Raw genomic sequence first — 24,667 nt, forward strand, 5'->3', positions numbered from 1 at the left:
CCTGTCGTGAATGGCTGGCAGCTTACTCGCAATGGCTCACCCGTGTTAGGTTTCCCACCCCGCTTCGCAAGGCTCCCGCATGAACCGCCCCCTTCCACCGGCCGACGCCCGCGGCACCCGCGTCGCCCTGATCTTCGCCCTCGTCGCCGAACGCCTGTCGCTGTGGTACGAGCACGGCCAGTGGCCCACCGAGGCCCAGGGCGCCACCCTGTGCGCCGACTGGCTCGGCCGCACCAAGCGCAGCCTGCCGCTCACCGACCGGCGCCACCTGTCGGATCTGAGCGACCGGCTGGCCCGCCAGATCGCCGGCAGCCTGTCCCGCGAGGCCGGGCTGTACACCGTGCACGAGATGATGGAATCCCTCGACCCGAACCACGAATCCGAACTCGGCCAGACCTTGATGGCCGAATGCGAGCGCATGCTGGATGCCTCGCCCCCGCCGGGCGCCGACACCCCGCCCGGGTGCTAGACTCGGGTCATCCCCACCGCGGAGCCAACCCATGAGCGCCAAGACCCTGGATTTCTGGTTCGAGTTCGCCAGCTCGTATTCCTATCTTTCCGTGATGCGCATCGAGCCCCTGGCCCGCGACGCCGGCGTGACGATCAACTGGCGGCCCTTCCTGCTCGGGCCGGTGTTCCTGTCCCTGGGCTGGAACGACTCGCCCTTCAACATCTACCCGCCCAAGGGCCGCTACATGTGGCGGGATCTCGCCCGGCTGGCGGCGCGCTACGGCCTGCCGCTCACCATGCCCTCGCGCTTCCCGCGGAGCGGCGTGCTCGCCGCGCGGGTGGCGATCCTCGGCGCCGCCGAGCCGTGGATCGGCGATTTCGCCCGGGCGGTGATGAGCGCCAACTTCGCCAACGACCAGGACATCGCCGATCCGGCGGTGATCCACGCCATCCTCACCCGCCTCGGCCTGCCCGCCGACGCCCTGCTGGCCGACGCCACCGCCGAGCCCAACAAGCTCGCCCTGCGCCGCCAGACCGAGCAGGCCACTGAGCGGGGCCTGTTCGGCGCGCCCAGCTTCATCACCCCGGACGGCGAGATGTTCTGGGGCAACGACCGACTCGAAGACGCCCTGGCGTGGGTGGTGGACGGGCCGACGATCTGAACGCCCGCCGCCCATGAGAAAGGGGGCACGCGGCCCCCTTGCTTTACCAGCCGGCGAACCCGGCTACTTCGGCTGCTGTTCGGCGGCCTTCTTCGCCTTCTCGGCCTTCTTCTCGGCGTTCTTCGCTGCCCGCTCTTCGTAGTCGGCCTTGTCGCCGCGGGCCTGTTCGGCGCGCTGGGCAGCGGCCTGGGCCTCTTCGGCGCGGCGCTGGGCGTCGGCGGCTTCCTTGCGGTGGCGGGCTTCGGCTTCGAGCATGCCGCGACTCTTGGCCTCCTGCTCGGTCTTGATGCGCTCGGCGTCCTTTTCAGACAGGTGACGCAGGCGCTCTTCGGTCTCGGCGCGGTTGCGGGCTTCGGTCTCGGCGCGCTCGACGGCCTTCTGGGGCGCGGTGGCGGCCTCTTCGGTCTTGCGTTCGGTGTAGCGGCGGTTCTTGTCGGCCAGCTCGATGCGGCCGGCTTCCAGGTCCATCTGGCGGGCGCGGCGGATCTCCAGCACGCGGCGCTCCTTGGCCTGATCGAGGCAGCGATTGACCAGGAAGCGCTTGTAGCAGCCGATCTCCTCGTCGGTGAAACGCGCCTCGGCGGCATCGCGGATCGCGCCCGCCTCGGTGCGCAGCGCGGCGGCGCGGGCCATGTCGGGGGCCGGCTCGTCGGCGGCGAGGGCCGGACCGGCTAAAAAGAGGGCGCAAAGGGCGGCAGAAACGGGCAGGCGCATGGTGCAGCAGGGCGATGGACAACGGGACCGCTTACAATACCGGATTTGCCGCCTTCTTTCCTCCGCTCCCGTGATCCAGTTTCGTAACCTGCGCCTCGCCCGCGGCGTGAAGACCCTCATCGAAGGCGCCAGCCTGCAGATCCACCCCGGCTGGAAGGTCGGCCTCACCGGCGCCAACGGCTGCGGCAAATCCAGCCTCTTCGCGCTCCTGCGCGGCGACCTGCACCAGGACTCGGGCGATCTCGAGATCCCCGCCGCCTGGACCATCGCCCATGTGGCCCAGGAAACCCCGGCCCTCGCCCGCCCCGCCATCGACTACGTGCTCGACGGCGACGCCGAGCTGCGCCGCATCGAAGCCGCCCTTGAGGCCGCCGAGGCCGCCCACGACGGCGAGGAGATCGGCCACCTCCACGGCCGCCTGCAGGAGATCGGCGGTTACGCCGCCCGCGCCCGCGCCGCCGCGCTGCTCGACGGCCTGGGCTTTTCCGGCCCCGACATGGAGCGCCCGGTGGCGGATTTCTCGGGCGGCTGGCGGATGCGCCTCAACCTCGCCCAGGCGCTGATGTGCCGCTCCGACCTGCTGCTGCTCGACGAACCCACCAACCACCTGGATCTCGACGCGGTGATCTGGCTCGAGCAGTGGCTCGGCGACTACCGCGGCACGCTGGTGCTGATCTCCCACGACCGGGATTTCCTCGACGCGGTGGTCAATCAGATCGCCCACATCGAATTCCAGCGCCTCACGCTCTACACCGGCGGCTACTCCGACTTCGAACGCCAGCGGGCCGAGAAGTTGTCTCAGCAACAAGCTTTGTTTGAAAAGCAACAGCGCGAGCGCGCCCACCTGCAGAAGTACGTGGACCGCTTCCGCGCCCAGGCCACCAAGGCCCGCCAGGCCCAGAGCCGCATCAAGGCCCTGGAACGGATGGAGACCATCGCCGCGGCCCACATCGACACGCCGTTCAGCTTCAGCTTCCGCGAGTGCGGCGCCGCGCCCGATCCGCTCCTGCAGATCGAAGACGCCGCCGTCGGCTACGCCGACAAGCCGATCCTGGCCGGCATGAAGCTCACCATCCGCCCCGGCGAGCGCATCGGCCTCCTGGGCCGCAACGGCGCCGGCAAGTCGACCCTCATCAAGCTGCTCTCGGGCGGGCTCAAGCCCACCGCCGGCGAGCGCCGCGAAGGCAAGGGCCTCGCGCTCGGCTACTTCGCCCAGCACGCGCTGGAGAGCCTGCGCCCCGAAGAGTCGCCGCTCCAGCACATGCTGCGCCTCGACCCGCAGACCCGCGAGCAGGAGCTCCGCGACTACATCGGCGGCTTCGATTTCCGGGGCGACATGGCCACCACGCCCTGCGGCCCGTTCTCGGGCGGCGAGAAATCCCGCCTCGCCCTGGCCCTGCTGATCTGGGGCAAGCCCAACCTGCTGCTGCTGGACGAACCCACCAACCACCTCGACCTGGAGATGCGCCACGCCCTCACCCTGGCGCTGCAGGATTACGAAGGCGGGATGGTCATCGTCTCCCACGACCGGGCGCTGCTGCGCGCCACCTGCGACCGCTTCCTGCTGGTGGACGATGGCCGCCTGCAGCCCTTCGACGGCGACCTGGACGACTACAAGGCCTGGCTCGCCCAGAAGCGCAGCGCCGATGCCGCCGCCGCCCAGTGCCCGGACAAAGCCGCCGACAAGGCCAGCCGCAAGGCCGAACGCGAAGCCGCCGCCGCCGACCGCCAGGCCCGCCTCGCAGCCCGCCGCCCGCTGCTGAAGGAGCTCGAACAGCTCGACAAGAAGCTCGTCCCCTGGAACGCCGAGAAGGCCAAGCTCGACGAGCGCCTCGCCGACCCGGACCTCTACACCGGCCCCGACGCCGGCGAGGTGCCCAAACTCCTCAAGCGCCAGGCCGAGCTCACCGAGAAGATCGACGAAGCCGAACTGCGCTGGCTCGAACTCCACGAGGCCCTCGAAGCCATCCCCGCCGACTGAACCCTGCGTCACCAATCGCGACGGATTCGGCATAAGCCGTGCCGGTCTGTTTGCTAGAATCGCCCTTTCGCCAAAATCAACCGTCGTAATCTGGAGCTACCCGCCGTGCAACTCGTCTGTCTCGACCTCGAAGGTGTCCTCGTCCCTGAAATCTGGATCGAATTCGCGGAGCGCACCGGCATCCCCGAACTGCGTCGCACCACCCGCGACGAGCCCGACTACGACAAGCTGATGAAGTACCGCCTGGATCTGCTCAAGCAGCACAAGCTGGGCCTGCCCGACATCCAGAAGGTCATCTCCGAGATGGGCCCCGAACCCGGCGCCAAGGATTTCCTCGACGCCCTGCGCCAGGATTTCCAGGTCATCATCCTGTCCGACACCTTCTACGAATTCGCCATGCCGCTGATGCAGCAGCTGGGCATGCCCACGCTGTTCTGCCACAAGCTCGAAGCCGACGCCGAGGGCTACCTGGTTAACTACCACCTGCGCATGGCCAACCAGAAGAAGGAAGCCGTCCAGCGCTTCAAGGAGATCAACTTCAAGGTCATCGCCGCGGGCGATTCCTACAACGACACCGCGATGCTCAAGGAAGCCAACGCCGGCATCCTGTTCCGCGCCCCGGACAACGTCATCGCCGAGTTCCCGCAGTTCCCCGTCGAGCGCGAATACAGCGGCCTGATGGCCCAGATCCGCGCCGCCTCCGCCCGCATCTGATCTCCCCACAGCACCCGGTCGCGGCCCACCGGCCGCCGGCCGGTGCCGGACCCGCCATGCATCGCGAACGCTTCTACACCCTCTCCGCTTCCTGCCCCGACCGCACCGGCATCGTCGCCAAGGTCTCCGGCTTCATCGCCGAGCACAAGGGCTGGATCCTCGAAACCGCCCTCCACGCCGAGCCGGCCGTCGACGCCGACAGCCGCGGGCGCTACTTCATGCGCATCGAGATCCGCGCCGACTCGCTGCCCTTCATGCTCTCCGAGTTCCGCGAGCGTTTTCGCCCGATCGCCGAAGAGCTGAACATGGACTGGAAGATCACCGACTCGGCGGTCAAGAAGCGCGTGGTGATCCTCGTCTCCAAGCAGGAACACTGCCTCTACGACCTGCTGGCCCGCTGGCAGTCGAAGGAGCTCGACATCGAGATCCCCTGCGTGATCTCCAACCACGAGACCTTCCGCGGCTTCGTGGAGTGGCACGGCATCCCCTTCCACCACGTGCCCGTCACCCCCGACAACAAGGCCCAGGCCTACGCCGAAGTGCAACGCCTGTTCGAGGAATCCCGCGGCGACACCATGGTGCTGGCGCGCTACATGCAGATCCTCTCCCCCGAGCTGTGCGCCGCCCACCCGGGCAAGATCATCAACATCCACCACAGCTTCCTGCCCAGCTTCGTCGGCGCCAAGCCCTATCATCAGGCCTACACCAAGGGCGTCAAGCTGATCGGCGCCACCTGCCACTACGTGACCGCCGACCTCGACCAGGGGCCGATCGTCGAGCAGGACGTGATCCGCATCGACCACTCCGATTCGGTCGAGGACATGGTCCGCTACGGCAAGGACATCGAGAAGGCCGTGCTGGCCCGCGGCCTGCGCTACCACCTCGAAGACCGGGTGCTGATCCACGGCAACAAGACCGTCGTGTTCCGCTGACACCCGCTCCGCGGTCCGCCACCACCCCGCGTCGCCCCGCCGGCCTTTCGAGGCCGGCTTTTTTTCGTCCGGCCCCGGCGACCGGAATGGGTCATTCATCGACCGTGAAATAAGTCGCTGTAAGGATTTTCGACAGACCCGAATCGGGCGGAGCAACGGGAAACCCCCAGAACATTTCACTCCCCGGCTGCGCCCCAATTCGGGCCGCACGCGGCAAGGGCTCGACATCAAATCAATTTCCGCCGCGCAGAAGATCACACCCCAACCACGAATATGGCTTGCCATCTATTTCGACACAATTGGTCGAATTCCTTCGCTGCAATTCCATCGCGCGAAATTATGCACAGACCGGGCATTCACACCCTGCCAGACCGGCGTTACGCCCCCCAAGTCGGGGTGTTTTACATATTTTTGTAAATTAATTGCAAGCCACTTTGAGCAAACCAGATAAGACCATGAATTGAAAGAACTCTCAGCAGAATCAGCGGCTGGCATGCCGATTGCTAATAATGGCTGAACAAATCCGATTCAATCATCAAAATCAAGACGCAGGCCAGACAATCATGACTTTCAAGAAAGCCGCACTATCCATTCTCTCCGCTGGCCTGTTCGGCCTTTGCATGCAGTCGGCCAATGCCTCACCCTTTGCAGCATTGGCCGACATTGAAGGCAGCAACGCAGCCTTCACTACCACCAACCCCCATAGTGGCTCGGTGAACGACGGCGGCTTCGATGCCTTCGATACCTTCGGTTATTACCCCGACGGCCTTCCGTCCGGCATCAGCCTTCAGCGCACCGTCAATCTGCTGGCCGGTACCAATACCTACCGCTGGGTGGACAGCTTCACCAACACCGGCAGCAGCACCTTCTCGGGCCAGGTCCGTTTCTACGGCAACCTCGGATCGGACGGAAATGAGGTGGTGACCACCAATACTGGCTTCATGAAAGTCAGCAACGAATACTGGGCAGGCTCCGGCACCTGGGACCCGGTGCTGGCGCTGGTCAACGGCAACAACGCCTGGACGCTCGCCAACACCGCGGCACCCATAACCCCCAACGATTACAACGACTACATCACCCTGAGCCTCGCCGCCGGCCAATCGATCTCCGTGGCGCACTTCGCGATTCTGGTTCGCCCGGACGATTCCTTCAACTACTACAACGCGAGCGCTTCGGTCGCCAGCGCCACGGCCCTGGCCAATGCCCTGATTGCCGACCCGAGCGCCTACTGGACCGGCCTCTCCGCCAGCCAGGTCAGCCAGATCGCCAACTTCAGCACCAACGCCGTGCCGGAACCCGCCAGCCTGGCGCTGCTGGGCATCGGCCTGGCGGGCCTGATGGGGGCCCGTCGCAAGCAGGCTTGAGCCTTTCCAGCGCAAGCAAAAAAGGCCACGCATTGCGTGGCCTTTTCTATTTCGGGGCTGGCGCAGGTTCAGGCCTTCTTCACGAACTCCGACTTCAGCTGCATCGCGCCGAAACCTTCGATCTTGCAGTCGATGTCGTGGTCGCCATCCACCAGGCGGATGTTCTTGACCTTGGTGCCAACCTTGACCACCGACGACGAGCCCTTGACCTTCAGATCCTTGATCACGGTGACGCTGTCGCCATCCTGCAGCACGTTGCCGTTGGCGTCGCGCACCACCTTGGCCTCCTCGACCGGCGCGGTCTTGGGCCACTCGTGGGCGCATTCGGGGCAGACGAAGTTGTCGCCGTCTTCATAGGTGAATTCGGACGAACACTGGGGGCACTTGGGCAGGCTGCTCATGCGGGTTCCTTGGCGGCGGCGCGGCGCTTAAGCAGCAGGCCGCACTCGAGGTGATGGGTGTAGGGAAACTGGTCGAAGGCCGCGGCGGCGGCGATCTCGTGGGTGTCGTGGAGGGCCGCGACGTTCTCCTGCAAGGTGTTGGGATTGCAGGAGATGTACAGGATGTGGTCGAAACCCCGGGCCAGGGCGACGGTGCCGGCGTCGAGGCCGCTGCGGGGCGGATCGACGAACAGGGTCGAGAACCGGTAGCCGGCCAGATCGACGCCCTGCATGCGCCGGTATTCGCGGCCGCCGGCCAGCGCGTCGCTGATCTCCTGGCTGGCCATGCGCACCATGGTCACGTTGGCCACGCCGTTGGCCTCGAGGTTGAAGTGGGCGGCCTGCACCGAGGGCTTGCTCATCTCGGTGGCCAGCACGCGGCCGAACAGCGGCGCCAGGGCGATGGTGAAGTTGCCGTTGCCGCAGTAGAGCTCCAGCAGGTCGCCGCCGATGCCGGCCACCTGGGCGCGGGCCCAGCCGAGCATCTGGCGGTTCACGCCGCCGTTGGGCTGGGTGAAGCTGCCTTCGATCTGCTTGTACTTGAGCTGGCGGCCATCAAGCTCGAACTCCTCCAGCAGCCAGTCGCGGCCGATGACGATCTTCTGCTTGCGGCTGCGGCCGATGAGCTGCACGCCCATGTCGGCGGCAAGCTCGGTGGCGGCGGCCTGCCAGGCGTCGTCGAGGGGACGGTGATAGACCAGGCTGATCATCAGCTCGCCCGACAGCGTGGCGAGGAACTCCACCTGGAAGATCTTGCGCTTGAGCGGCTCGCTGGCCATCAGCCGGTCGCGCAGCACCGGCATCGCGGCGGCGATGGGGCCGGCAGCGGGCGCGAAGGCGTCGAGCACGATGGCCTGCTTGGGGTCGGCCGGGTCGAACATGGCGTAGTCGACCCGCGGGCCCTCGTGCCACATGCGGAACTCGGCACGCAGGCGATAGGCCTCGCGCGCGGATTCGAAGACCGCCGGCTCGGGCAGCCCGAAGGCGGCAAAATCAGCCTTGTAGCGCGCCACCTTGTCGGCAAGCTGGGCGGGGTAGTCGGCGGGGTTGAAACTGGGCAGGGGCATGTCACGCACGGAACGGCCGACGGGGCCGGTCCGATCAGAAATATGGGTGGGGGCGAGGGGCGGAATATACGCCTGTCGGCCGGACAAGGGAAAACACCGCCCCCGGCCGGGCCCGCGTCACACCAGCCGGACCTGCCAGCGATACCACCGGGCGGACAGCCGTTCGGCCAGGGCGCCGGCCATCGCGTCGAGCTGGGCGTCGAAGCTGCCGTCCTTGCCCCCCGCCAGGAAGGCGATCTTGTTGCTCCAGCCCACCTTCACACCGGGGCAGAGCCGGCCATCCACATCGACCGCTTCGTACTCGAAATCGGCCCGCCCCCACTGCTCGATGTTGAAGATGCGCGCCATCTCGCCGCTCTGCACGGCGATCACGTAGGTTTCGACGTAGGCGGCAAAATCCTGCTCGTCGGCGTATTCGCGCACATCCGCTTCGGGCGGGCGTTCGACGGCGTTGCAGGGGCCGAGGGCGATGACGAGGCAGGCGTCCTTGTAGAGCGCCTGCATGCGCTGCATGAGATTTTCGCTGGGGCCGTTCTCGGCCAGCGCCTTGAGCAGGGCGTCCTGCTCGATCTTGAACTGTTCGTACTTGTCCATGCGTGGTCGGGTGCGCCGCGATCCGGGATGGCCCGCGTCCGCGCCCGTCGATAAGAAAACCGGCGGAGACTAGCAGGTTGTCGCCCATCCTGCAGGCCTGCCCCGAAAACAGGACGGGCGCCCGAAGGCGCCCGCTCTGCTTGCTACCGGAGGAAAGCCGCTTACATGTGGTACGCGGTTTCGCCGTGGGAGGTGATGTCGAGGCCTTCGCGCTCTTCGTCTTCCGGCACCCGCAGACCGATGAACATATCCACCAGCTTGTAGGCGATGAAGGCGACGACGGCGGACCACACGACAGTGATGCCGACGGCGGTAGCCTGGATGATGACCTGGTCGGCGATCGAGTAGCCGTCAGCGACCTTGTTGCCGACGTAGTCCCAGATGCCAGCGCCGCCGAGGGACGGGGAGGCAAACACGCCGGTCAGGATCGCACCGAGGATGCCGCCGACGCCATGCACGCCGAACACGTCGAGGGAGTCATCGGCACCGAGCATGCGCTTCAGGCCATTCACGCCCCACAGGCAGACCACGCCAGCCAGCAGGCCGATCACGACCGCACCCACCACGCCGACGAAGCCGGCAGCCGGGGTGATCGCCACGAGACCGGCAACGGCACCGGACGCAGCGCCAAGGCCGCTCGGCTTGCCCTTGATGATCCATTCAGCCATCAGCCAGGCGAAGGCTGCAGCAGCGGTGGCCACCCAGGTATTCACGAAGGCCAGGGCGGCAACGCCGTTGGCTTCGAGGGCGGAACCGGCGTTGAAGCCGAACCAGCCCACCCAGAGCAGCGAGGCGCCGACGATGGTCAGGGTCAGGCTGTGCGGGGCGAAGGATTCACGACCGAAGCCGATCCGCTTGCCAACCATGAAGGCACCGACCAGGCCGGCCACGGCGGCGTTGATGTGCACCACGGTGCCGCCGGCGAAGTCGAGGGCGCCCTTCTGGAACAGGAAGCCAGCCGTCGCAGTGGCGGCATCGGCCGCTTCAGCGGAGGTGTAGGCATCCGGGCCCGCCCAGTACCAGACCATGTGCGCGACCGGCAGGTAGGAGAAGGTGAACCACAGCACCGAGAACAGCAGCACGGCCGAGAACTTGATGCGCTCGGCGAAGGCGCCGAGGATCAGGCCGACGGTGATCGCCGCGAAGGCGCCCTGGAAGGCCACGTAGATGAGTTCCGAGACGACCACGCCCTTGGTGAAGGTGGCGGCGACGGAATCCGGCGTGACGCCCTTCAGGAAGACCTTGTCGAGGCTGCCGAAGAAGGCGCTGCCTTCGGTGAAGGCGATCGAGTAGCCGTAGAGGACCCACAGCACGCTGATCAGCGAGAACACCGCGAACACCTGCAGGAGCACCGACAGCATGTTCTTGGCACGCACCAGGCCACCGTAGAACAGGGCCAGGCCGGGGACGGACATCAGGATCACAAAGGCGGTCGAGACGAACAGCCAGGCGTTGTCACCCTTGTTGGGGACGGGCGCCGGCGCCGCTTCGGCGGGAGCAGCTTCGGCCGCCTTGGCCTCGGCAGCGGGGGCCGCCGCTTCGGCGGCCTTGGCGGCAACCGGGGCTTCGGCAGGCTTGGCGTCGGCGGCGGGCGCCGGCGCGGTCACTGCAGGCGCGGCCGCAGCGGCGGCCGGAGCCTCCGCCTTGTCCTGCGCCAGCGCAGAGCCCGCAAAGCTGACCGCTACGGTGGCCAGCAGGGCTGCGAACAGTTTTTTCATGATGGCACGCTCCCTTACAGCGCGTCGGCACCGGACTCGCCGGTACGGATGCGGATGGCTTGTTCCAGGTCGAAGACGAAGATCTTGCCATCACCGATCTTGCCGGTGCTGGCCGCCTTTTCGATGGCTTCGATGACCTGATCGAGGATGTCGGTGTTCACCGCGGCTTCGATCTTCACCTTGGGCAGGAAATCGACAACGTATTCCGCACCACGGTACAGCTCGGTGTGGCCCTTCTGACGGCCGAAGCCCTTGACCTCGGTCACCGTGATGCCTTGCACGCCGATGGCGGACAGGGCCTCGCGGACTTCGTCGAGCTTGAAGGGCTTGATGATGGCGGTAACGAGTTTCATTTTGGGGTCCTCTGCTGGGCGGCCACGAGGACCGCCTGGCGGTTGGAAATTAGAAGGTGCGGGTCAGGGAGAACAGCACGCGGCCCTTGCCCAGATCCTTGCCGTAACCGTTGGTGTACCAGGCTTCGCTGGCGTTGGTGGTGATGTAGCTGAGGCCCACCACGGTGCCACTGAAGTCCTTGGTCACGCCGACCTTGTAGTCGGTGTAGCTGGCGCCGTTGGCGCTGGAGCCATTGACCTTCTGGCGACCGATGTGACCGATCAGGTTGACGGTGGGAACCAGTTCATAGGTGGCGGTCAGGTCCAGGTAACCGGAGTTCTTCGAGCCCACCCAGCCGAACAGGTCGGAGAAGGAGTGGGAATACTTCAGGGTCAGGAAGGTCCAGGTGCCGGCGACGTAGCCTTCCAGGGTGTTCGGGTTGTTGCCGTAGCCGGTGCCCGGGTAGAAGTACTGCAGCAGACCCACGTCGTAACCAAAGTCGCCGACGGTGTTCTTGTAGCCGCCGTAGAAGTCCCACTCGAGGCTGTTGCTGGTGGTGCTGTTGGCGTCAGACAGCCAGGACACGTTGGAACCCCAGGTGCCGGCGTAGAGGCCGCTGGCGTGGGCGTAATCGACACCGCCCTGGAGGGCCGGCTTGCGGTTGGTCTGGCCGATACCGCGGTAGAGGTATTCGGAAACCACGCCGACGTTGCTGGTGAAGGTGTGCTCGGGGGCCGGGGCGGCATCCGCGGCGCTCACCAGGGTGGGCAGGGCGACGCCGGCGGCGATCAGGGCGGAAGCGATGACGGACTTGCGCATGATGAGAATCTCCAGGTGGTCAAAGTTGGTGAGCACACATAAGCAACCGGTGTGCCAGTTTGCAAAACCTTTTAAAAAATATGGACATAACACTGACAAGCGCGTTTTGTTGCAGCGCATGAAATCCCGCCGACGCACCAGTTTGGAATCATGCACCAATAATGGGCGCTCTTTTGGTGCGCCCCGGCCTCGGCGCAGCCACCTCGGGACGGTGCTAAACTCAAAACCATCCCGACGATCTCAATTGCCAGTGAGGAACGCAGTTATGACCAACCCGAAAATCCTCGACGAAATCGGTGCCAAAGTCTCCGAACTCCTCGCCAACAGCCCCGCCAAGGACATCGAGAAGAACGCCCGCGCCCTGCTCGCCAGCGGTTTTTCCAAGCTTGATCTGGTGACCCGCGAGGAATTCGAAGTGCAGCGCGAAGTGCTCACCCGTACCCGCGAGAAGCTCGCCGACCTGGAGCACCGCGTCGCCCGCCTCGAAGCCGAGCTGGCGAGCCGCCCGCCCGCCCAGGACTGAGCCACCACCGCCGCAATCCCGAGGGCGCCACGGCGCCCTCTTCTTCGTCCGCCCCACGGAGCCGCCATGAAAACCACCCTCGCCGCCCACCTGCTGCTCGCCCTTGCCGCCGTCACCGCGCCTGCCCTGGCCGCCCCGGCCGGCTACACCATCGACCCGAACCACACCTTCCCGGTGTTCGAGGTGGATCACCTGGGCTTCTCCACCCAGCGCGGCCGTTTCAACAAGACGAGCGGCCGGATCACCCTCGACACCGCCGCCCGCCAGGGTTCGGTGGACGTCACCATCGACGCAGCCTCCATCGACATGGGCTTCGCCAAGTGGAACGACAACATGCGCGGCGAGAACTACTTCAACACCGACGCGCACCCAACCATCACCTTCAAGGCCGACCGGCTGGTGTTCGACGGCGAGCGCCCGGTCTCCGCCGAAGGCAGCCTGACGATGCTCGGCGTCACCAAGCCCGTCACCCTCACCATCAACCGCTTCCGCTGCGCCCCCCACCCCCTCAACAAGCGCGAGACCTGCGGTGCCGACGTGATGGCCACCCTCAAGCGCTCCGAGTTCGGCATGACCAAGTACATCCCGTCGGTGGGCGACGACGTGCGCCTGCTGATCGCCGTCGAAGCCTTCCGCGAATAACGCGACGCGCCGTCACACGCCCGAGGCAAGCTCTCCGCCCCCATCACCGCCCTCACACGCCATGGCTCCCCGCATCCGCTCCGGCCTCCTGATCCTCGCCGCTGCCCTCGGCCTCTCCGGCTGCGCCAGCGTCGGCCCCACCGCCCTCGACGACACCCGGCTGCAGTACAACGAGGTGGTCAAGCGCACCACCGAGCAGCAGCTGCTGCTCAACATCGTGCGCCTGCGCTACACCGACACCCCCAGCAGCCTCGGCGTGTCGGGCATCGCCGCGCAGTTCGAGCGCAGCCAGAGCGTCGGTCTGCTGCCCTTCTTCACCGCGGTGGGGGGCGACGCCAGCCGGGGCAGCTTCACCGCAGTGTTGCCCCAGGCCCAGGTGATGGGCGCCGACCGCCCCACCTTCAGCCTCACCCCGCTGGACGACCAGGAATTCACCCGCAAGCTGTTCACTCCGCTGCCCCTCGACGGGGTGATTTACCTCGCCAAGACCACCTGGCCGATCTCCAAGGTCTTCCGGCTCTACCTGGAAAACCTCAACTGGGTGCCCAACGCCCAGACCGCCAGCGGCCCCACCCCGCGGGAAGCCCCGCCGGTGAGCGACTTCCTGCGCGGCGTGGCGGCCCTGCAGACCCTCCAGGACCGGGGCGCCATCGTCTTCGGCCTCACCGAGCAGATCGAACAGGTGGGCGGCACCCTGCCCGCCGGCGCGGTATCGGCCACCGATCTCATCGAGGCCAGCAAGAACGGCCTCGAATACCGCCCGGCAACCGGCGGACGTGGCTGGCAACTGGTCCGCCGCGCCAACGTACCGGTGCTGCGCCTCGATCCGGACGCGCTCAGCTCGCCTGAGATGCGCGCCTTCGAAGAAGCCTTCCACCTGCGCCCGGGGATCACCGAGCTGCGCATCACCCAGGAAGCCCTCACCCCCTTCCGCTCGGCGCTGCCGAAAGACGGCGTCGCCAGCCTCGACCTGGAAACCCGCTCCCTGCTGCAGGCGCTGTACTACGTGAGCCACGGCGTGGACGTGCCCGCCGAACACCGCGCCCGCGGCCTCGCCACCATCACCCGCGACGCCGCCGGCCGCGAATACGACTGGAATGAGGTGATGCGCGACCTCTTCCACGTGCGCACCAGCCCCGAGCGCCCCACCCGCGCCCACGTCGCCGTGCAGTACAAGGGCCAGTGGTTCTACGTGGAAGAATCCGACCAGGACACCAAATCCACCTTCTCGCTGCTGGTCGAGCTATCCCGCCTCGAACTCGCCGGCAAGACCGGCCCCGGCCCGCAACTCACCCTGCCGATCGGGCGCTGAGGCCCCACCTGTAGAAATCCACAGCCCCAGGCGATACACTTCGCATTTTTGATGCGGAAGACATCATGAGCCTGGCTGTTCTTGCCAGCCGCGCCCTCGTCGGCCTGCAGGCACCCGAAGTGTGCGTCGAGGTGCATCTGGCCAACGGCCTGCCGGCCTTCACGCTGGTGGGCCTGCCCGACGTGGAAGTGCGCGAAGCCCGCGACCGGGTCCGCGCCGCACTCCAGACAGGGCAATTCGAGTTTCCCCAGCGTCGGATCACCGTCAACCTCGCCCCGGCCGATCTACCCAAGGAAGGCGGCTGCTTCGATCTCCCCATCGCCCTGGGCATCCTCGCCGCCTCCGGGCAGATCCCCGCCGACAAGCTCGACCACTACGAATTCGCCGGGGAGCTCTCCCTCACCGGCGAGCTGCGCCCGGTGCGTGGCGCGCTGGCGCTCGCCCGACAGGCCGCCGAGCGCGGGCGCATCCTGATCCTGCCCGCCGCCAACGCCCCCGAAGCCGCGCTGGTGAATGGCGTCACGATCCTCCCGGCCGCCAACCTGCTGGCGGTGGTCGCCCACCTGTGCGGGCACACGGTCATCGAGCCTTACGCCGGCGCCCCCCTCGTCCAGGCCCCGGACTACCCCGATCTTGCCGACGTGAAAGGCCAGAGCCAGGCCCGCCGCGCCCTCGAAGTCGCAGCCAGCGGGCAGCATTCGCTGCTGTTCTACGGCCCGCCGGGCACCGGCAAGTCGATGCTCGCCCAGCGCCTGCCCGGCCTGCTCCCGCCCATGGGCGACGCCGAGGCCCTGGAAAGCGCAGCGGTCCAGTCGGTCGAGGGCAGCTTCCGCCCCGAGCGCTGGCGGCAACGCCCGATGCGGGCACCGCACCACTCTGCATCCGCGGCGGCTCTGGTGGGCGGTGGCAGCACGCCGCGGCCCGGCGAGATCAGCCTCGCCCACCACGGCGTGTTGTTCCTCGACGAACTCCCCGAGTTCGACCGACGCGTTCTCGAAGCCCTGCGTGAGCCGCTGGAGACCGGCCACATCACCATCTCCCGGGCCGGCCGGCGGGCCGATTTTCCGGCCCGTTTTCAGTTGATCGCCTCCATGAATCCATGCCCCTGCGGCTACCACGGCCACCCGGACGGCCGCTGCCGGTGCACGCCGGACCAGATCGCCCGCTACCGGGGCAAGCTCTCCGGCCCACTGCTCGACCGCATCGACCTGCTCCTCGAGGTGCCCACGCTGCCGGTGGCCGATCTGCAGGGCGCACCGGCGGGCGAAAGCTCGGCGGCAGTGCGCGCCCGGGTCGCCAGGAGCCGTGCCATCCAGCATGCCCGGCAAGGCAAACCCAACGCGCTGCTGGCCGGTGCCGAGATCGACCAGTGGTGCCAACCCGACGAGCGTGGTGTCAAACTGTTGCGAACGGCCATCGATCGCCTGCGTCTCTCGGCGCGCGGTTACCATCGAATCCTGAAAGTCGCGCGTACAATCGCAGACATGAGCGAGGCCGAGGTCATCCAGGCCGCCCATGTGGCCGAAGCCATCCAGAGCCGCCGCGGCCTCACCGCTTTCATCTGATCAAATCCATCAAGCAGGAGTCTCTCCGTGGCATCCACCCCGTCCGCCGGCGCGCCCCGCGCCAAGAACTGGTTTCTGTGGTTCGTCGGCTTCGTCGTCGCCCTCGTCGCCTTGGCCGCCGCCTACACCTGGCTGGTGCTCAGCTGGAGCTATTCCTCGGGCGAACGCGCCGGTTACGTGCAGAAGTTTTCCCAGAAGGGCTGGCTGTGCAAGACCTGGGAAGGCGAACTGGCGATCGTCGCGATCCCCGGCAGCATGCCCGAGATCTTCAAGTTCACCGTACGTGACGACAAGGTTGCCGCCGAGATCAACACCGTGATGGGCAAGCGCGTCGCCATCAGCTACGACCAGCACCTGGGCATCCCCTCCACCTGTTTCGGCGAGACCGGCTACTACGTGAGCAAGGTCCACGCCGTCGAGTAGGAACCCCGCCCCGGAACACCTCTCCATGCCTTATGTCCAGCTGGCGGCGCTGCTTGCAGCGCTCGCCACCGTCGGTCCATTCTCGATCGACACCTACCTCCCGGCCCTGCACGCCATCGGCGCCGACCTGGGCGCCACCACCGTCCAGACCCAGCAGACCCTCACCGCCTACATGCTGCCGATGGCGCTGATGGTGCTGTGGCACGGCGCTATCTCCGACGCCTACGGGCGCAAGCGGGTGATCGTGGTGTCGATGCTGCTGTTCACCCTGGCCTCGGTGCTATGCGTGTTCGCCGGCAGCATCGAGATGCTGCTGGTGGGCCGGGCGCTGCAGGGCATCAGCGCCGGCGCCGGCATGGTGGTGGGCCGCGCGGTGGTGCGCGACCTGCACGACGGCCCCGCCGCCCAGCGCCTGATGAGCCACGTGAGCATGGCCTTCGCCCTCGGGCCGGCCATCGCCCCCATCCTCGGCGGCTGGATCTTCAGCGCCTTCGGCTGGCGCGCGGTGTTCGTCTTCCTCGCCCTGCTGGGCCTCGTGCTGGCGGCGCTCACGGTCTGGAAGCTCGACGAGACCCATCCGCCGGAAGCCCGCCACCCGCTGCATCCCGGCCCCCTGGCGCGGCGCTACTGGGGCGTGTTCACCTCGCCCGGCTTCCTGCTCCTCACCTTTGCGGTGAGCTACAACTTCAACGGATTCTTCCTGTACGTGCTGTCGGCCCCGGTGTTCCTGATCCAGCACCTGGGGCTGCCTGAAACCGGCTTCGGCTGGTTCTTCATCCCCACCGTGAGCGGCATGATGGCGGGCTCGGCCCTGTCGGCCCGGCTGGCCGGCGCGCTGTCCCCGGCCCGGACGATCGCCCTGGCGCTGGGCATCATGATCCTCGCCGCAGCCATCAATCTCGCCGTCACCAGTCTGATGGCGCCGGGCCTGCCCCAGTCGGTGCTGCCCATCATGCTGTACACCTTCGGCATGGCCATCGGCATGCCCAGCCTGACCCTCCTCGCGCTGGATCACTTCCCCACCCACCGGGGCCTTGCCTCCAGCTGCCAGAGCTTCCTGCAGATGCTGGTGAGTTCCATCACCGCAGGCCTCGTGGCCCCCGCCCTGTGGGATTCGGTGGGCAGCCTCGCCACCGGCATGCTGGCCAACCTCGCTGTCGGCCTGGGCTGTGCCGGGCTGTGGTGGGCCCTGTACCACCGCCGCGAAGGCCAGCCCAAATGAACTGGGCCGAGAGCATCGACCTGTACTGCGAGCGCACCGGCCCCGGCCTGTGGGCGGAGCCCTTAAACGCCCTCACCAACCTCGCTTTCCTCGCCGTGGCCGCCATCCTGTGGCGGCGGGCCGGGCGTAACGCGCCCTTCGACCTGCGCCTGCTGATCGGCCTGATCGCCGCGGTGGGTGTGGGCAGCGGGGGTTTCCACACGGTGGCGACCCGCGGCACCGCGATCCTCGACATCGGCTTCATCGCGATCTTCGTGGTGGCCTATTACCAGCGCTTCCAGGTGCGCGTGCTTGGCCGCAGCACCGCCGCCGCCTGGGCCGGCGTCGGCCTCTTCCTGATGCTGACCGGTGGCTTCGTCGCCGCCACCCGGCTGCTGCCACCCCTGCCCCTGAACGGCTCCGACGTCTACCTGCCGCCCTTCGTGCTGCTGCTGGCCTGTGCGGCCCGGGCCCGACCACGGGCACCGGCAGTCGCCCGCTGGCTGACGATGGCCTCCGCCCTCTTCGTGGTGAGCCTCACCTGCCGGGCGGTGGATCAGCTGGTGTGCGCCGCGTGGCCGGTGGGCACGCATCTGGGCTGGCATCTGGTGAATGCCGCGATGCTCTACTGCTGCATGGCCGGGCTGCTCGCCGCGCCCCGCTACCGCCCCTTCGGCTGAACGAAAACGGGGCGCCCGAAAGCGCCCCGTCAAAGCAGCCACCGCAGCGAATCAGCCCTTGCCCAGCTCCCGCTCGGCCCAGAACAGCGCGGTGATCGTCTTGCCGTCGGTGATGCGGCCGTCGAACACCGCGGCCCGCGCCTCGTCCAGCGTCAGATAGACGATCTCCAGAAACTCCCCCTCATCCCAGGCGTGGCCCACGTGCTTGAGGCCGCTGGCGAGGAAGATCTCGATGCGCTCGTCCGAGTAGCCGATGCACGGGTGCATCACGCCCAGATGACGCCAGTCGTCGCCCTCGTAGCCGGTTTCCTCCTGCAGTTCGCGCCGCGCGCAGGCCAGGATGTCCTCGTCCGGATCGAGCTTGCCGGCCGGCAACTCGAGGAAGGCCCGGTGCAGCGGATAGCGGAACTGCCGCTCGAAGATCAGCCGGCCGTCGTCACACACCGGGATCACTACCACCGCGCCCGGATGCTTGATGTATTCGCGCACGCCGCTCTTGCCGTCGGGCAGGCGCACCTCGTCGCGAAAGACGTTCAGCAGACGGCCCTGGAAGACCGGTTCGGAGGTGAGTTGTTCTTCGTGCAGTGGATCGTTCATGCCGGAGGCTCCGGGTAATGGCAAAGGGTGGAAGGATGGCACCCGCCCGCCGCCGTGACCAGCCCCCGGGGCCGTCTCCGGCATAATCGCGGCATCGTGACCGCCACCCTGCCTCCCGCCTTCCCGACGCTGCGCGACCAGCTCCTCGACCCCACCGGCGGGCTGGTCTATCACCTGCGCGCGGCGCGCCACCGCCGTCGCCTGTGGGCGCCCTTTCATGCCACCGTAGCAGGCTGGCTGGGCAGCTGGCAGCCCGGACGGCAACAACTGGTGATCGTCGGCCCCAACGCCGGCTACGCCCTGCCGGAAGGATTTCTCGCCCGCTTTGACCTCGTCACGGCGCTGGAGCCCGACCCCATCGCCCGCTGGCTGCTGGCCCGCCGGCCCGACGCTGGCCGGCTCGTCTTCGACCGCCTCGACTGCCTGACGACGTCCGACGGCCTAGCGCGGCTGGCGGCGCGATTTCCGGACGCGGCGGTCCTGTTCTCCAACGTCCTCGGCCAGCTCGACGCCCCCGGTGAAAGCTGGGCCGATCTGCTGGCCCGCCACCTGCCCGCGCACCCGTGGGCGAGCTACCACGACGTGATCTCGACCACCACGCCGCCCACCCGCGACACACCCTGCACGGTGACGGATAACGCGACGCTGGCCGATGTGCTGGCGCGGTTCTGGACGGGCGGTGAGCTCGCGGTGGCCGACCACGCCACCTTCCACCTGGGCGGCGCCGGGCCGCGGCGCTACGCGGTGTGGCCGATCACCCCGCGACGCTGGCATCTGGTGGAGTGGGTGGAGCACACACCCACCTGAACCGCCGTTCATAAACTATGCAACGCCACTGCAGATCGGTTTGGTGAAACAATCCGGGGCTGCCTCCACCGCTCTGCTACGAAGCCCACCCACCGCAATGACCAAGAAAACCGCATTCCTGCGCGCACTGTTCGCGCTCCTGGCCTGTCTCTCCGGGCTCGCCCACGCCGGCGAGTGGATCGCCGACGCAAACCAGTGCCAGGTCTGGAACCCCTTCCCCGCCCCCGGCGAAACCGTCGTGTGGAGCGGCGAATGCAAGAACGGCCGGATCTCCGGCCCTGGCTCCCTGACCTGGTCCAGGTACGGCAGGTTCAGCTCGCGGGAAGACGGCAACTTCATCGACGGAAAACTTCAGGGTGAAGGCTCGGACACCCTCGCCAACGGCGACAGCTACGAGGGCGATTACGTCGACACCATGTTCCAGGGCTTCGGCGTCTTCAAGAACGCCTGCTGCGGCCCGAACAGCTGTCCCGACAGCTGCGTGAAGCGGGGCTGGTGGCAGGACGGCAGGCTTCAGCACGCCTGCGCGTCGCGGGAGGCCTGCCAGAAGATCGTGAAGCTGGAAAACCTCGTCCGCAAGGCCGAACGGGAACTTCGCTGTGACGATGCCCAGAAGCTCGACCAGGAACTCAAGGCCCTCGCCCGCGGCGTGCTGGATTACGCCAGTTGCTCCCGCGAGCGCCAGTTCAACCAGACCCTGAAAAGCAGCGATCCCCAGGAGATGTACCTGGCTGCCGGCCGCTACGAATCCGACGGCGACCGGGGCCGGGCCAAAGCGGTCTATCGGCGAATCGTCGATCGTTTTCCGAAGCATGCGATGGCCATCAAGGCCACCGACCGGCTGACCCGCCTGGCCGACGTGGAGTCGGTGGAGGCCTCCAACCAGAACGCCATCAACCGGATGGAAGATGCACAGCGCGAAGCCCGCAGCGCCTCCTACAACCAATGCCTGAACCGCTACTCCGCGTGTCAGAGCAGTTGCGACGGGTTGCGGGATTCGTCCTCGCGGAACAGCTGCCGGAGCGGCTGCGCCGCCTGTTCGCGCTGACGTTACCCGCGCGCTGACGGCACCGGGCCGCGCGGTCGCTCAGGCGTAAGTATCGACGCGGCTGCCGCTGCCCGCACTGGCGCTGGCGATGGCCGCGTAGCTGGCAGCGGGGCCGCTGGCGTTGGCGGAAATTTCATTGTCCGGCGCATCGCCCGAAGGCTCAGCGGACGACATCTCCATCCGCGCCTCCATCGCCATCCGGTCTGCCTGGCTGGCGACCTGCCGATCCTGCGCCGACGGGTCGGTCGGCGCGAGGGCGGCGGCGCGGATGCGTTCGGCCCGGGCGAGGGTTTCTTCCGGCGTGCGGCCCTGGGAGACATCGATGCCCACCTCGCCACCGACGGCGTAGCGCTTGCCGTCCGGGCCGGTCTCGTAGGTAAAGCTGGCACCGTGGGTGATGAGGCCCGAACCGGCCGCCATGTGGGCCGATTCGTGGGCGCGGACGACCCGGTCACGGGCCTGCAGGCGATTGACGACCTGCTGATCGGACTCGGACAGGGCCGATCCCGCCGCCTGCCCGGCAGCGCCTGGGGAACGCAAGGTGGGGGCCGCAGCAGCCCCGAGCGCGGAAACCGACATGCGTGGGAAGAAAAAGCGCGTTACTGGCGCTTAAAGCCTAGACCGAAAAAAGCCCTTCGTCAGCTTTGCGCCCGCGATATTTCGCCGGGCACCCGTGCCCATGCGCCGCCGCGACAAGGCCAGCAGCCCCATGCCCAGCAGCAGCAGCGTGCCAATCGCCGGCTCGGTGACGGCAACAACCACTGGCGTCTGGGTGCCGGAAAAACGGCCCGCCCCGGTAAAGCCAAGGCCGGTGACAAAGGCGGTCGGGTCGGCCGGATCAAGCCCGGCGGAGACCTCGATGCCGGTCACCTGGAAGCGATCCACGCCGGCCGCGCCGAAATCGTAGGCCATGCCCCCGGCCAGATTGCCCGCCAGTAGCTGCAGCGCGCCAGCGGAATCGAAACCGAAGAGGTCATACAGGCCGTCGCCGATGCCGGCGGGCAGCAGCACCGAGCGAAAGTTGGGGTCGCCGGCGCCGGTGGCGTAGGTGTAGCCCACCGCCACGTAGGGGTCGATGTAGAAGGTTGCGCCGGGAACGACGGCCACATCGAAGCGAAAGCTGCCGTCGGCAACGGCCACCGGCAGGTGCACCGCCGGCCCGACCACGACGGACAGCGCCGGCAGCGGGGCCATGAAGACAAGGGCGAGGACCGCCGGACGGAGCAGGCGGAAGATCGGGTTGAGGGCGTTGAGGAGCGTCATGCACTGATCCGCTATTGTTGTCGTTTTCTGACATCCGCATGAAAGTTACGGGGGTCAGATCAACATCAAGCAATTTGCGCACCAAAGCGTGAAAAACCTGACACAGCGCGGCATACAGTTTTACACCGACACCCAAAATGGGCGTCGGTGTAAAAAATCCTGACAGCATCCACGGCCATCGGCGAGGCCCACCGGCGGCGCAGAACGGCGCTAAACCTCGCCCAGATAGGCGGCGCGCACCTTCGGATCGGCCAGCAGCGCATCGCCCGAACCGGTGAGGGTGATGTGGCCGGATTTCATCACGTAGGCCCGCTGGGAGAACTCCAGCGCCAGGTTGGCGTTCTGCTCCACCAGCAGGATGGTCACGCCCTCGGCAGCCACCGAACTGATCACCTCGAAGATCTTCTCGACCACCAGCGGCGCGAGGCCCATGGACGGTTCGTCGAGGAGCAGCAGCTTTGGCCGCGACAGCAGCGCCCGGCCGATGGCGACCATCTGCTGCTCGCCGCCCGAGAGCGTGCCCGCCACCTGCTGGAGCCGCTCCTTGACCCGCGGCAGCATGGTGAACACACGCTCCAGATCAGCCTCTACGGCGTCGTCGTCGCGCCGGCAGTAGGCGCCCATGCGCAGGTTTTCTTCGACCGTGAGGCGGGTGAAGATGCCGCGCCCTTCGGGCACCAGCGCCAGGCCCTGGCGCAGGCGCTTGTGGGCGGGCAGCTTCTCGATGCGCTGGCCGTTGTAGCGCAGCTCGCCGCCCGCGATGGGCAGGGTGCCGGCGATGGCGTTGAGGGTGGTGGTCTTGCCCGCGCCGTTGGCGCCGATCAGGGAGACGAGCTCGCCCTCGGCGAGTTCCAGGTCGATGCCCTTGACCGCTTCGATGGCGCCGTAGGCGATGCGCAGGTCGCGCAGTTGCAGGATGGGAGCACTCATGCCGCCGCCCCCGCCTTGGCGGTGCCGTGGCCGCCCAGGTAGGCGGCGATCACGGCGTCGTTCTGCTGGACCATGGCCGGCACGTCCTCGGCGATCTTCTTGCCGAAGTCGAGCACGGCGAGGCGGTCGCACAGGCCCATCACCAGCTTCACGTCGTGCTCGATGAGGAGCACCGTCACGCCGTCGTGGCGGATGGTCTGGACGAGTTCGCGGAGCTTGGCGGTTTCGGTGGCGTTCATGCCGGCGGCGGGTTCGTCGAGGGCCAGCAGCTGCGGCTCGGTGGCCAGCGCGCGAGCAATCTCAAGGCGGCGCTGGTCGCCGTAGGAGAGGTTCTTGGACACGGTGTCGGCAAAGCGCTCGATGCCCACGTAGCGGAGCAGTTCGAAGGCGCGTTCGGTGATGAGGTGCTCCTCCTCCCTCGCCTTGCGGGTCTGCAGCAGGATCGAGAAGGGGTTCGCGCGGGAGCGGATGTGGTGGCCGGCCATCACGTTTTCCAGCGCGGTCATCTCGCGGAACAGGCGGATGTTCTGGAAGGTGCGGGCGATGCCGGCGGCCACCACCAGGTGCGGCTTGCCGGTGGGCAGCTCGGTGCCGTTGAAGACCAGCTCGCCCTCTTCGGGCACGTAGGCGCCGGTGAGCACGTTGAAGAAGGTGGTCTTGCCGGCGCCGTTGGGGCCGATGAGGCCGTACACCTCGCCCTTGCGGATGGTCAGCGACACGTCGGACAGCGCGGTGAGGCCGCCGAAGCGCTTGGTGATGTTCCTGGCTTCGAGGAGGGTGATCACGCCTTGCCCTCCTTGCCCACCACGAGCTCGGGCTTCGAGTAGCGGCTGTGGGCGGGGATCAGGCCCGACGGGCGCAGCAGCATCATGAAGATCATCGCCAGGGACAGCAGCAGCATGCGCAGCACTTCAGGATCGAGGATGACCTTGTCGAACACCGCCTGCTGCACCGGCACCGCCACGTAGCGCAGCACCTCGGGCAGCGCGGTAAGCGCCAGCGCCCCGACGATCACGCCGGCCAGGTTGCCCATGCCGCCGAAGACGATCATCGTGAGCACCGCGATGGATTCCATCAGCGAGAAGCTCTCGGGCGACACGAAGCCCTGAAAGGCCGCGAACAGACCGCCCGACACGCCGCCGAAGGTGGCGCCCAGCGAGAAGGCAAGCAGCTTCATGTTGCGGGTGTTGATGCCGATGGCCTTGGCGGCCAGTTCGTCGTCTCGGATCGCCGCCCACGCCCGGCCCACCCGCGACACCTGCAGGCGCTGCACCAGCAGCACCGACAGCGCCACGAAGGCGAGGAACACGTAGTAGTACAGGAACAGCGAGTTGATGGTGATCTCGTCGCCCACCTTGAGGGGCTTGGAGATGTCCCAGCCGAACAGCACCAGCGGGTCGATCATGTTGATGCCCTGGGGCCCGTTGGTGATGTTGATCGGGTGGTTCAGGTTGTTCATGAAGATGCGCACGATCTCGCCGAAGCCCAGAGTGACGATGGCGAGGTAATCGCCCCGCAGGCGCAGCGTGGGCAGGCCGAGGATGATCCCGGCCAGCGCGGCAAACGCAGCCCCCATCGGCAGCACCAGCCAGAAGGGCAGATGCAGCTCGAAGTGAGGCGAGGCGAGGAAGGCGAAGGTGTAGGCGCCCACCGCGTAGAAGGCGATGTAGCCCAGGTCGAGCAGGCCGGCAAAGCCCACCACCAGGTTGAGGCCGATCGCCAGCATCACGTAGAGCATGGCGAAATCGAGGATGCGCACCCAGGTCTTGCCGAACAGCATGGCGATGAGCGGCGCGCCGAAGGCGATGGCGAGCACCACCCAGCGGGCGGCCGCCGGGTTGCGCTTGCCGAGATACGGAATGGCGAGGGCGAGTTCGTTCATGGTGAC

27 protein-coding genes and 1 pseudogene are annotated in these 24,667 nt (G+C 67.2%); 15 read left to right on the forward strand and 13 right to left on the reverse strand.

Annotation, left to right across the window (positions count from 1 at the left end):
* The first annotated feature begins 79 nt into the window (after nucleotides 1-79).
* Both GH681_RS06175 and GH681_RS06180 read left to right on the forward strand, forming a co-directional pair.
* Complete coding sequence (locus GH681_RS06175; RefSeq protein ID WP_153160566.1) at nucleotides 80-469, forward strand: hypothetical protein; 390 nt, start codon at nucleotides 80-82, stop codon at nucleotides 467-469.
* 31 nt (nucleotides 470-500) lie between these two features.
* Nucleotides 501-1,112: a 2-hydroxychromene-2-carboxylate isomerase gene (locus GH681_RS06180; RefSeq protein ID WP_153160567.1), complete on the forward strand. Its 612-nt coding sequence runs from the start codon at nucleotides 501-503 to the stop codon at nucleotides 1,110-1,112.
* A gap of 63 nt (nucleotides 1,113-1,175) precedes the next feature.
* Here GH681_RS06180 and GH681_RS06185 read toward each other — a convergent pair whose 3' ends face one another.
* Nucleotides 1,176-1,826 (reverse strand): hypothetical protein, encoded by a 651-nt coding sequence (locus GH681_RS06185; RefSeq protein ID WP_153160568.1) that lies wholly within the window; start codon nucleotides 1,824-1,826, stop codon nucleotides 1,176-1,178.
* Between the two features lie 70 nt (nucleotides 1,827-1,896).
* Between GH681_RS06185 and GH681_RS06190 the strand changes: the two genes are divergently transcribed.
* The 4 genes from GH681_RS06190 to GH681_RS06205 all read left to right on the forward strand — a co-directional run bounded on the left by GH681_RS06190 (nucleotide 1,897) and on the right by GH681_RS06205 (nucleotide 6,817).
* Nucleotides 1,897-3,807 (forward strand): ATP-binding cassette domain-containing protein, encoded by a 1,911-nt coding sequence (locus GH681_RS06190; RefSeq protein ID WP_153160569.1) that lies wholly within the window; start codon nucleotides 1,897-1,899, stop codon nucleotides 3,805-3,807.
* Between the two features lie 105 nt (nucleotides 3,808-3,912).
* Entirely contained in the window at nucleotides 3,913-4,521 is a 609-nt protein-coding gene (thrH, locus tag GH681_RS06195; protein WP_153160570.1) for a bifunctional phosphoserine phosphatase/homoserine phosphotransferase ThrH, read from the forward strand.
* 56 nt (nucleotides 4,522-4,577) lie between these two features.
* On the forward strand, nucleotides 4,578-5,453 hold the full coding sequence (gene purU / locus GH681_RS06200) for a formyltetrahydrofolate deformylase (protein WP_153160571.1): 876 nt from the start codon (nucleotides 4,578-4,580) through the stop codon (nucleotides 5,451-5,453).
* Between the two features lie 509 nt (nucleotides 5,454-5,962).
* Nucleotides 5,963-6,817 carry a PEP-CTERM sorting domain-containing protein gene (locus tag GH681_RS06205; protein WP_153160572.1) on the forward strand — a complete coding sequence of 285 codons (855 nt, stop codon included), beginning with the start codon at nucleotides 5,963-5,965 and terminating at the stop codon, nucleotides 6,815-6,817.
* Between the two features lie 68 nt (nucleotides 6,818-6,885).
* Here GH681_RS06205 and GH681_RS06210 read toward each other — a convergent pair whose 3' ends face one another.
* From GH681_RS06210 to GH681_RS06235, 6 genes are all read right to left on the reverse strand, one after another.
* Nucleotides 6,886-7,218, reverse strand: a complete 333-nt coding sequence (locus GH681_RS06210) for a zinc ribbon domain-containing protein YjdM (protein ID WP_153160573.1) — start codon at nucleotides 7,216-7,218, stop codon at nucleotides 6,886-6,888.
* Entirely contained in the window at nucleotides 7,215-8,324 is a 1,110-nt protein-coding gene (gene trmA, locus GH681_RS06215) for a tRNA (uridine(54)-C5)-methyltransferase TrmA (RefSeq protein WP_153160574.1), read from the reverse strand. The genes GH681_RS06210 and trmA overlap by 4 nt, the downstream gene beginning before the upstream one ends.
* Before the next feature lie 117 nt (nucleotides 8,325-8,441).
* Nucleotides 8,442-8,918, reverse strand: coding sequence for a hypothetical protein (locus GH681_RS06220; protein WP_153160575.1), 477 nt, complete (start codon nucleotides 8,916-8,918; stop codon nucleotides 8,442-8,444).
* A gap of 161 nt (nucleotides 8,919-9,079) precedes the next feature.
* A complete protein-coding gene (gene amt, locus GH681_RS06225) occupies nucleotides 9,080-10,636 on the reverse strand; it encodes an ammonium transporter (RefSeq protein WP_153160576.1) in 1,557 nt (518 codons plus the stop codon).
* Between the two features lie 14 nt (nucleotides 10,637-10,650).
* A complete protein-coding gene (glnK, locus tag GH681_RS06230) occupies nucleotides 10,651-10,989 on the reverse strand; it encodes a P-II family nitrogen regulator (RefSeq protein WP_153160577.1) in 339 nt (112 codons plus the stop codon).
* A gap of 49 nt (nucleotides 10,990-11,038) precedes the next feature.
* On the reverse strand, nucleotides 11,039-11,788 hold the full coding sequence (locus tag GH681_RS06235) for a TorF family putative porin (RefSeq protein WP_153160578.1): 750 nt from the start codon (nucleotides 11,786-11,788) through the stop codon (nucleotides 11,039-11,041).
* 265 nt (nucleotides 11,789-12,053) lie between these two features.
* Between GH681_RS06235 and GH681_RS06240 the strand changes: the two genes are divergently transcribed.
* From GH681_RS06240 to GH681_RS06270, 7 genes and pseudogenes are all read left to right on the forward strand, one after another.
* A complete protein-coding gene (locus GH681_RS06240; RefSeq protein WP_153160579.1) occupies nucleotides 12,054-12,311 on the forward strand; it encodes an accessory factor UbiK family protein in 258 nt (85 codons plus the stop codon).
* Nucleotides 12,312-12,377: 66 nt separating this feature from the next.
* A complete protein-coding gene (locus tag GH681_RS06245) occupies nucleotides 12,378-12,953 on the forward strand; it encodes a YceI family protein (RefSeq protein ID WP_153160580.1) in 576 nt (191 codons plus the stop codon).
* 61 nt (nucleotides 12,954-13,014) lie between these two features.
* Entirely contained in the window at nucleotides 13,015-14,265 is a 1,251-nt protein-coding gene (locus GH681_RS06250; RefSeq protein WP_153160581.1) for a hypothetical protein, read from the forward strand.
* Between the two features lie 65 nt (nucleotides 14,266-14,330).
* A complete protein-coding gene (locus tag GH681_RS06255) occupies nucleotides 14,331-15,830 on the forward strand; it encodes a YifB family Mg chelatase-like AAA ATPase (protein ID WP_153160582.1) in 1,500 nt (499 codons plus the stop codon).
* 27 nt (nucleotides 15,831-15,857) lie between these two features.
* The gene (locus GH681_RS06260) at nucleotides 15,858-16,253 is read left to right on the forward strand and encodes a hypothetical protein (RefSeq protein ID WP_228111800.1); all 396 of its coding nucleotides are present in this window, start codon (nucleotides 15,858-15,860) and stop codon (nucleotides 16,251-16,253) included.
* Nucleotides 16,254-16,263: 10 nt separating this feature from the next.
* A pseudogene (locus GH681_RS06265) lies at nucleotides 16,264-17,475 on the forward strand (multidrug effflux MFS transporter); the annotation flags it as partial.
* Nucleotides 17,472-18,134 carry a ceramidase domain-containing protein gene (locus GH681_RS06270; protein ID WP_153160584.1) on the forward strand — a complete coding sequence of 221 codons (663 nt, stop codon included), beginning with the start codon at nucleotides 17,472-17,474 and terminating at the stop codon, nucleotides 18,132-18,134. The pseudogene GH681_RS06265 and the gene GH681_RS06270, both read left to right, overlap by 4 nt.
* A 51-nt stretch (nucleotides 18,135-18,185) precedes the next feature.
* Here the strand turns inward: GH681_RS06270 and GH681_RS06275 are convergent, their stop codons facing one another.
* Nucleotides 18,186-18,731 carry an NUDIX domain-containing protein gene (locus tag GH681_RS06275; RefSeq protein WP_153160585.1) on the reverse strand — a complete coding sequence of 182 codons (546 nt, stop codon included), beginning with the start codon at nucleotides 18,729-18,731 and terminating at the stop codon, nucleotides 18,186-18,188.
* A 96-nt stretch (nucleotides 18,732-18,827) separates the two neighbouring features.
* Between GH681_RS06275 and GH681_RS06280 the strand changes: the two genes are divergently transcribed.
* Together GH681_RS06280 and GH681_RS06285 are read left to right on the forward strand one after the other, a co-directional pair.
* A complete protein-coding gene (locus GH681_RS06280; protein WP_153160586.1) occupies nucleotides 18,828-19,538 on the forward strand; it encodes a hypothetical protein in 711 nt (236 codons plus the stop codon).
* A 97-nt stretch (nucleotides 19,539-19,635) separates the two neighbouring features.
* The gene (locus tag GH681_RS06285) at nucleotides 19,636-20,586 is read left to right on the forward strand and encodes a hypothetical protein (RefSeq protein WP_153160587.1); all 951 of its coding nucleotides are present in this window, start codon (nucleotides 19,636-19,638) and stop codon (nucleotides 20,584-20,586) included.
* A gap of 39 nt (nucleotides 20,587-20,625) precedes the next feature.
* Here GH681_RS06285 and GH681_RS06290 read toward each other — a convergent pair whose 3' ends face one another.
* From GH681_RS06290 to GH681_RS06310, 5 genes are all read right to left on the reverse strand, one after another.
* Complete coding sequence (locus GH681_RS06290) at nucleotides 20,626-21,126, reverse strand: putative metalloprotease CJM1_0395 family protein (protein WP_228111801.1); 501 nt, start codon at nucleotides 21,124-21,126, stop codon at nucleotides 20,626-20,628.
* A 69-nt stretch (nucleotides 21,127-21,195) separates the two neighbouring features.
* A complete protein-coding gene (locus GH681_RS06295; protein WP_153160589.1) occupies nucleotides 21,196-21,849 on the reverse strand; it encodes a hypothetical protein in 654 nt (217 codons plus the stop codon).
* Nucleotides 21,850-22,059: 210 nt separating this feature from the next.
* Nucleotides 22,060-22,779, reverse strand: coding sequence for an ABC transporter ATP-binding protein (locus tag GH681_RS06300; protein ID WP_153160590.1), 720 nt, complete (start codon nucleotides 22,777-22,779; stop codon nucleotides 22,060-22,062).
* The gene (locus GH681_RS06305; RefSeq protein WP_153160591.1) at nucleotides 22,776-23,564 is read right to left on the reverse strand and encodes an ABC transporter ATP-binding protein; all 789 of its coding nucleotides are present in this window, start codon (nucleotides 23,562-23,564) and stop codon (nucleotides 22,776-22,778) included. The genes GH681_RS06300 and GH681_RS06305 overlap by 4 nt, the downstream gene beginning before the upstream one ends.
* On the reverse strand, nucleotides 23,561-24,661 hold the full coding sequence (locus GH681_RS06310) for an ABC transporter ATP-binding protein (protein WP_153160592.1): 1,101 nt from the start codon (nucleotides 24,659-24,661) through the stop codon (nucleotides 23,561-23,563). The genes GH681_RS06305 and GH681_RS06310 overlap by 4 nt, the downstream gene beginning before the upstream one ends.
* Nucleotides 24,662-24,667 lie beyond the last annotated feature (6 nt).

Origin of the sequence: Zoogloea sp. 1C4 (assembly GCF_009469605.1) — a bacterium.
Taxonomy (GTDB): Bacteria; Pseudomonadota; Gammaproteobacteria; order Burkholderiales; family Rhodocyclaceae; genus Zoogloea; species Zoogloea oryzae.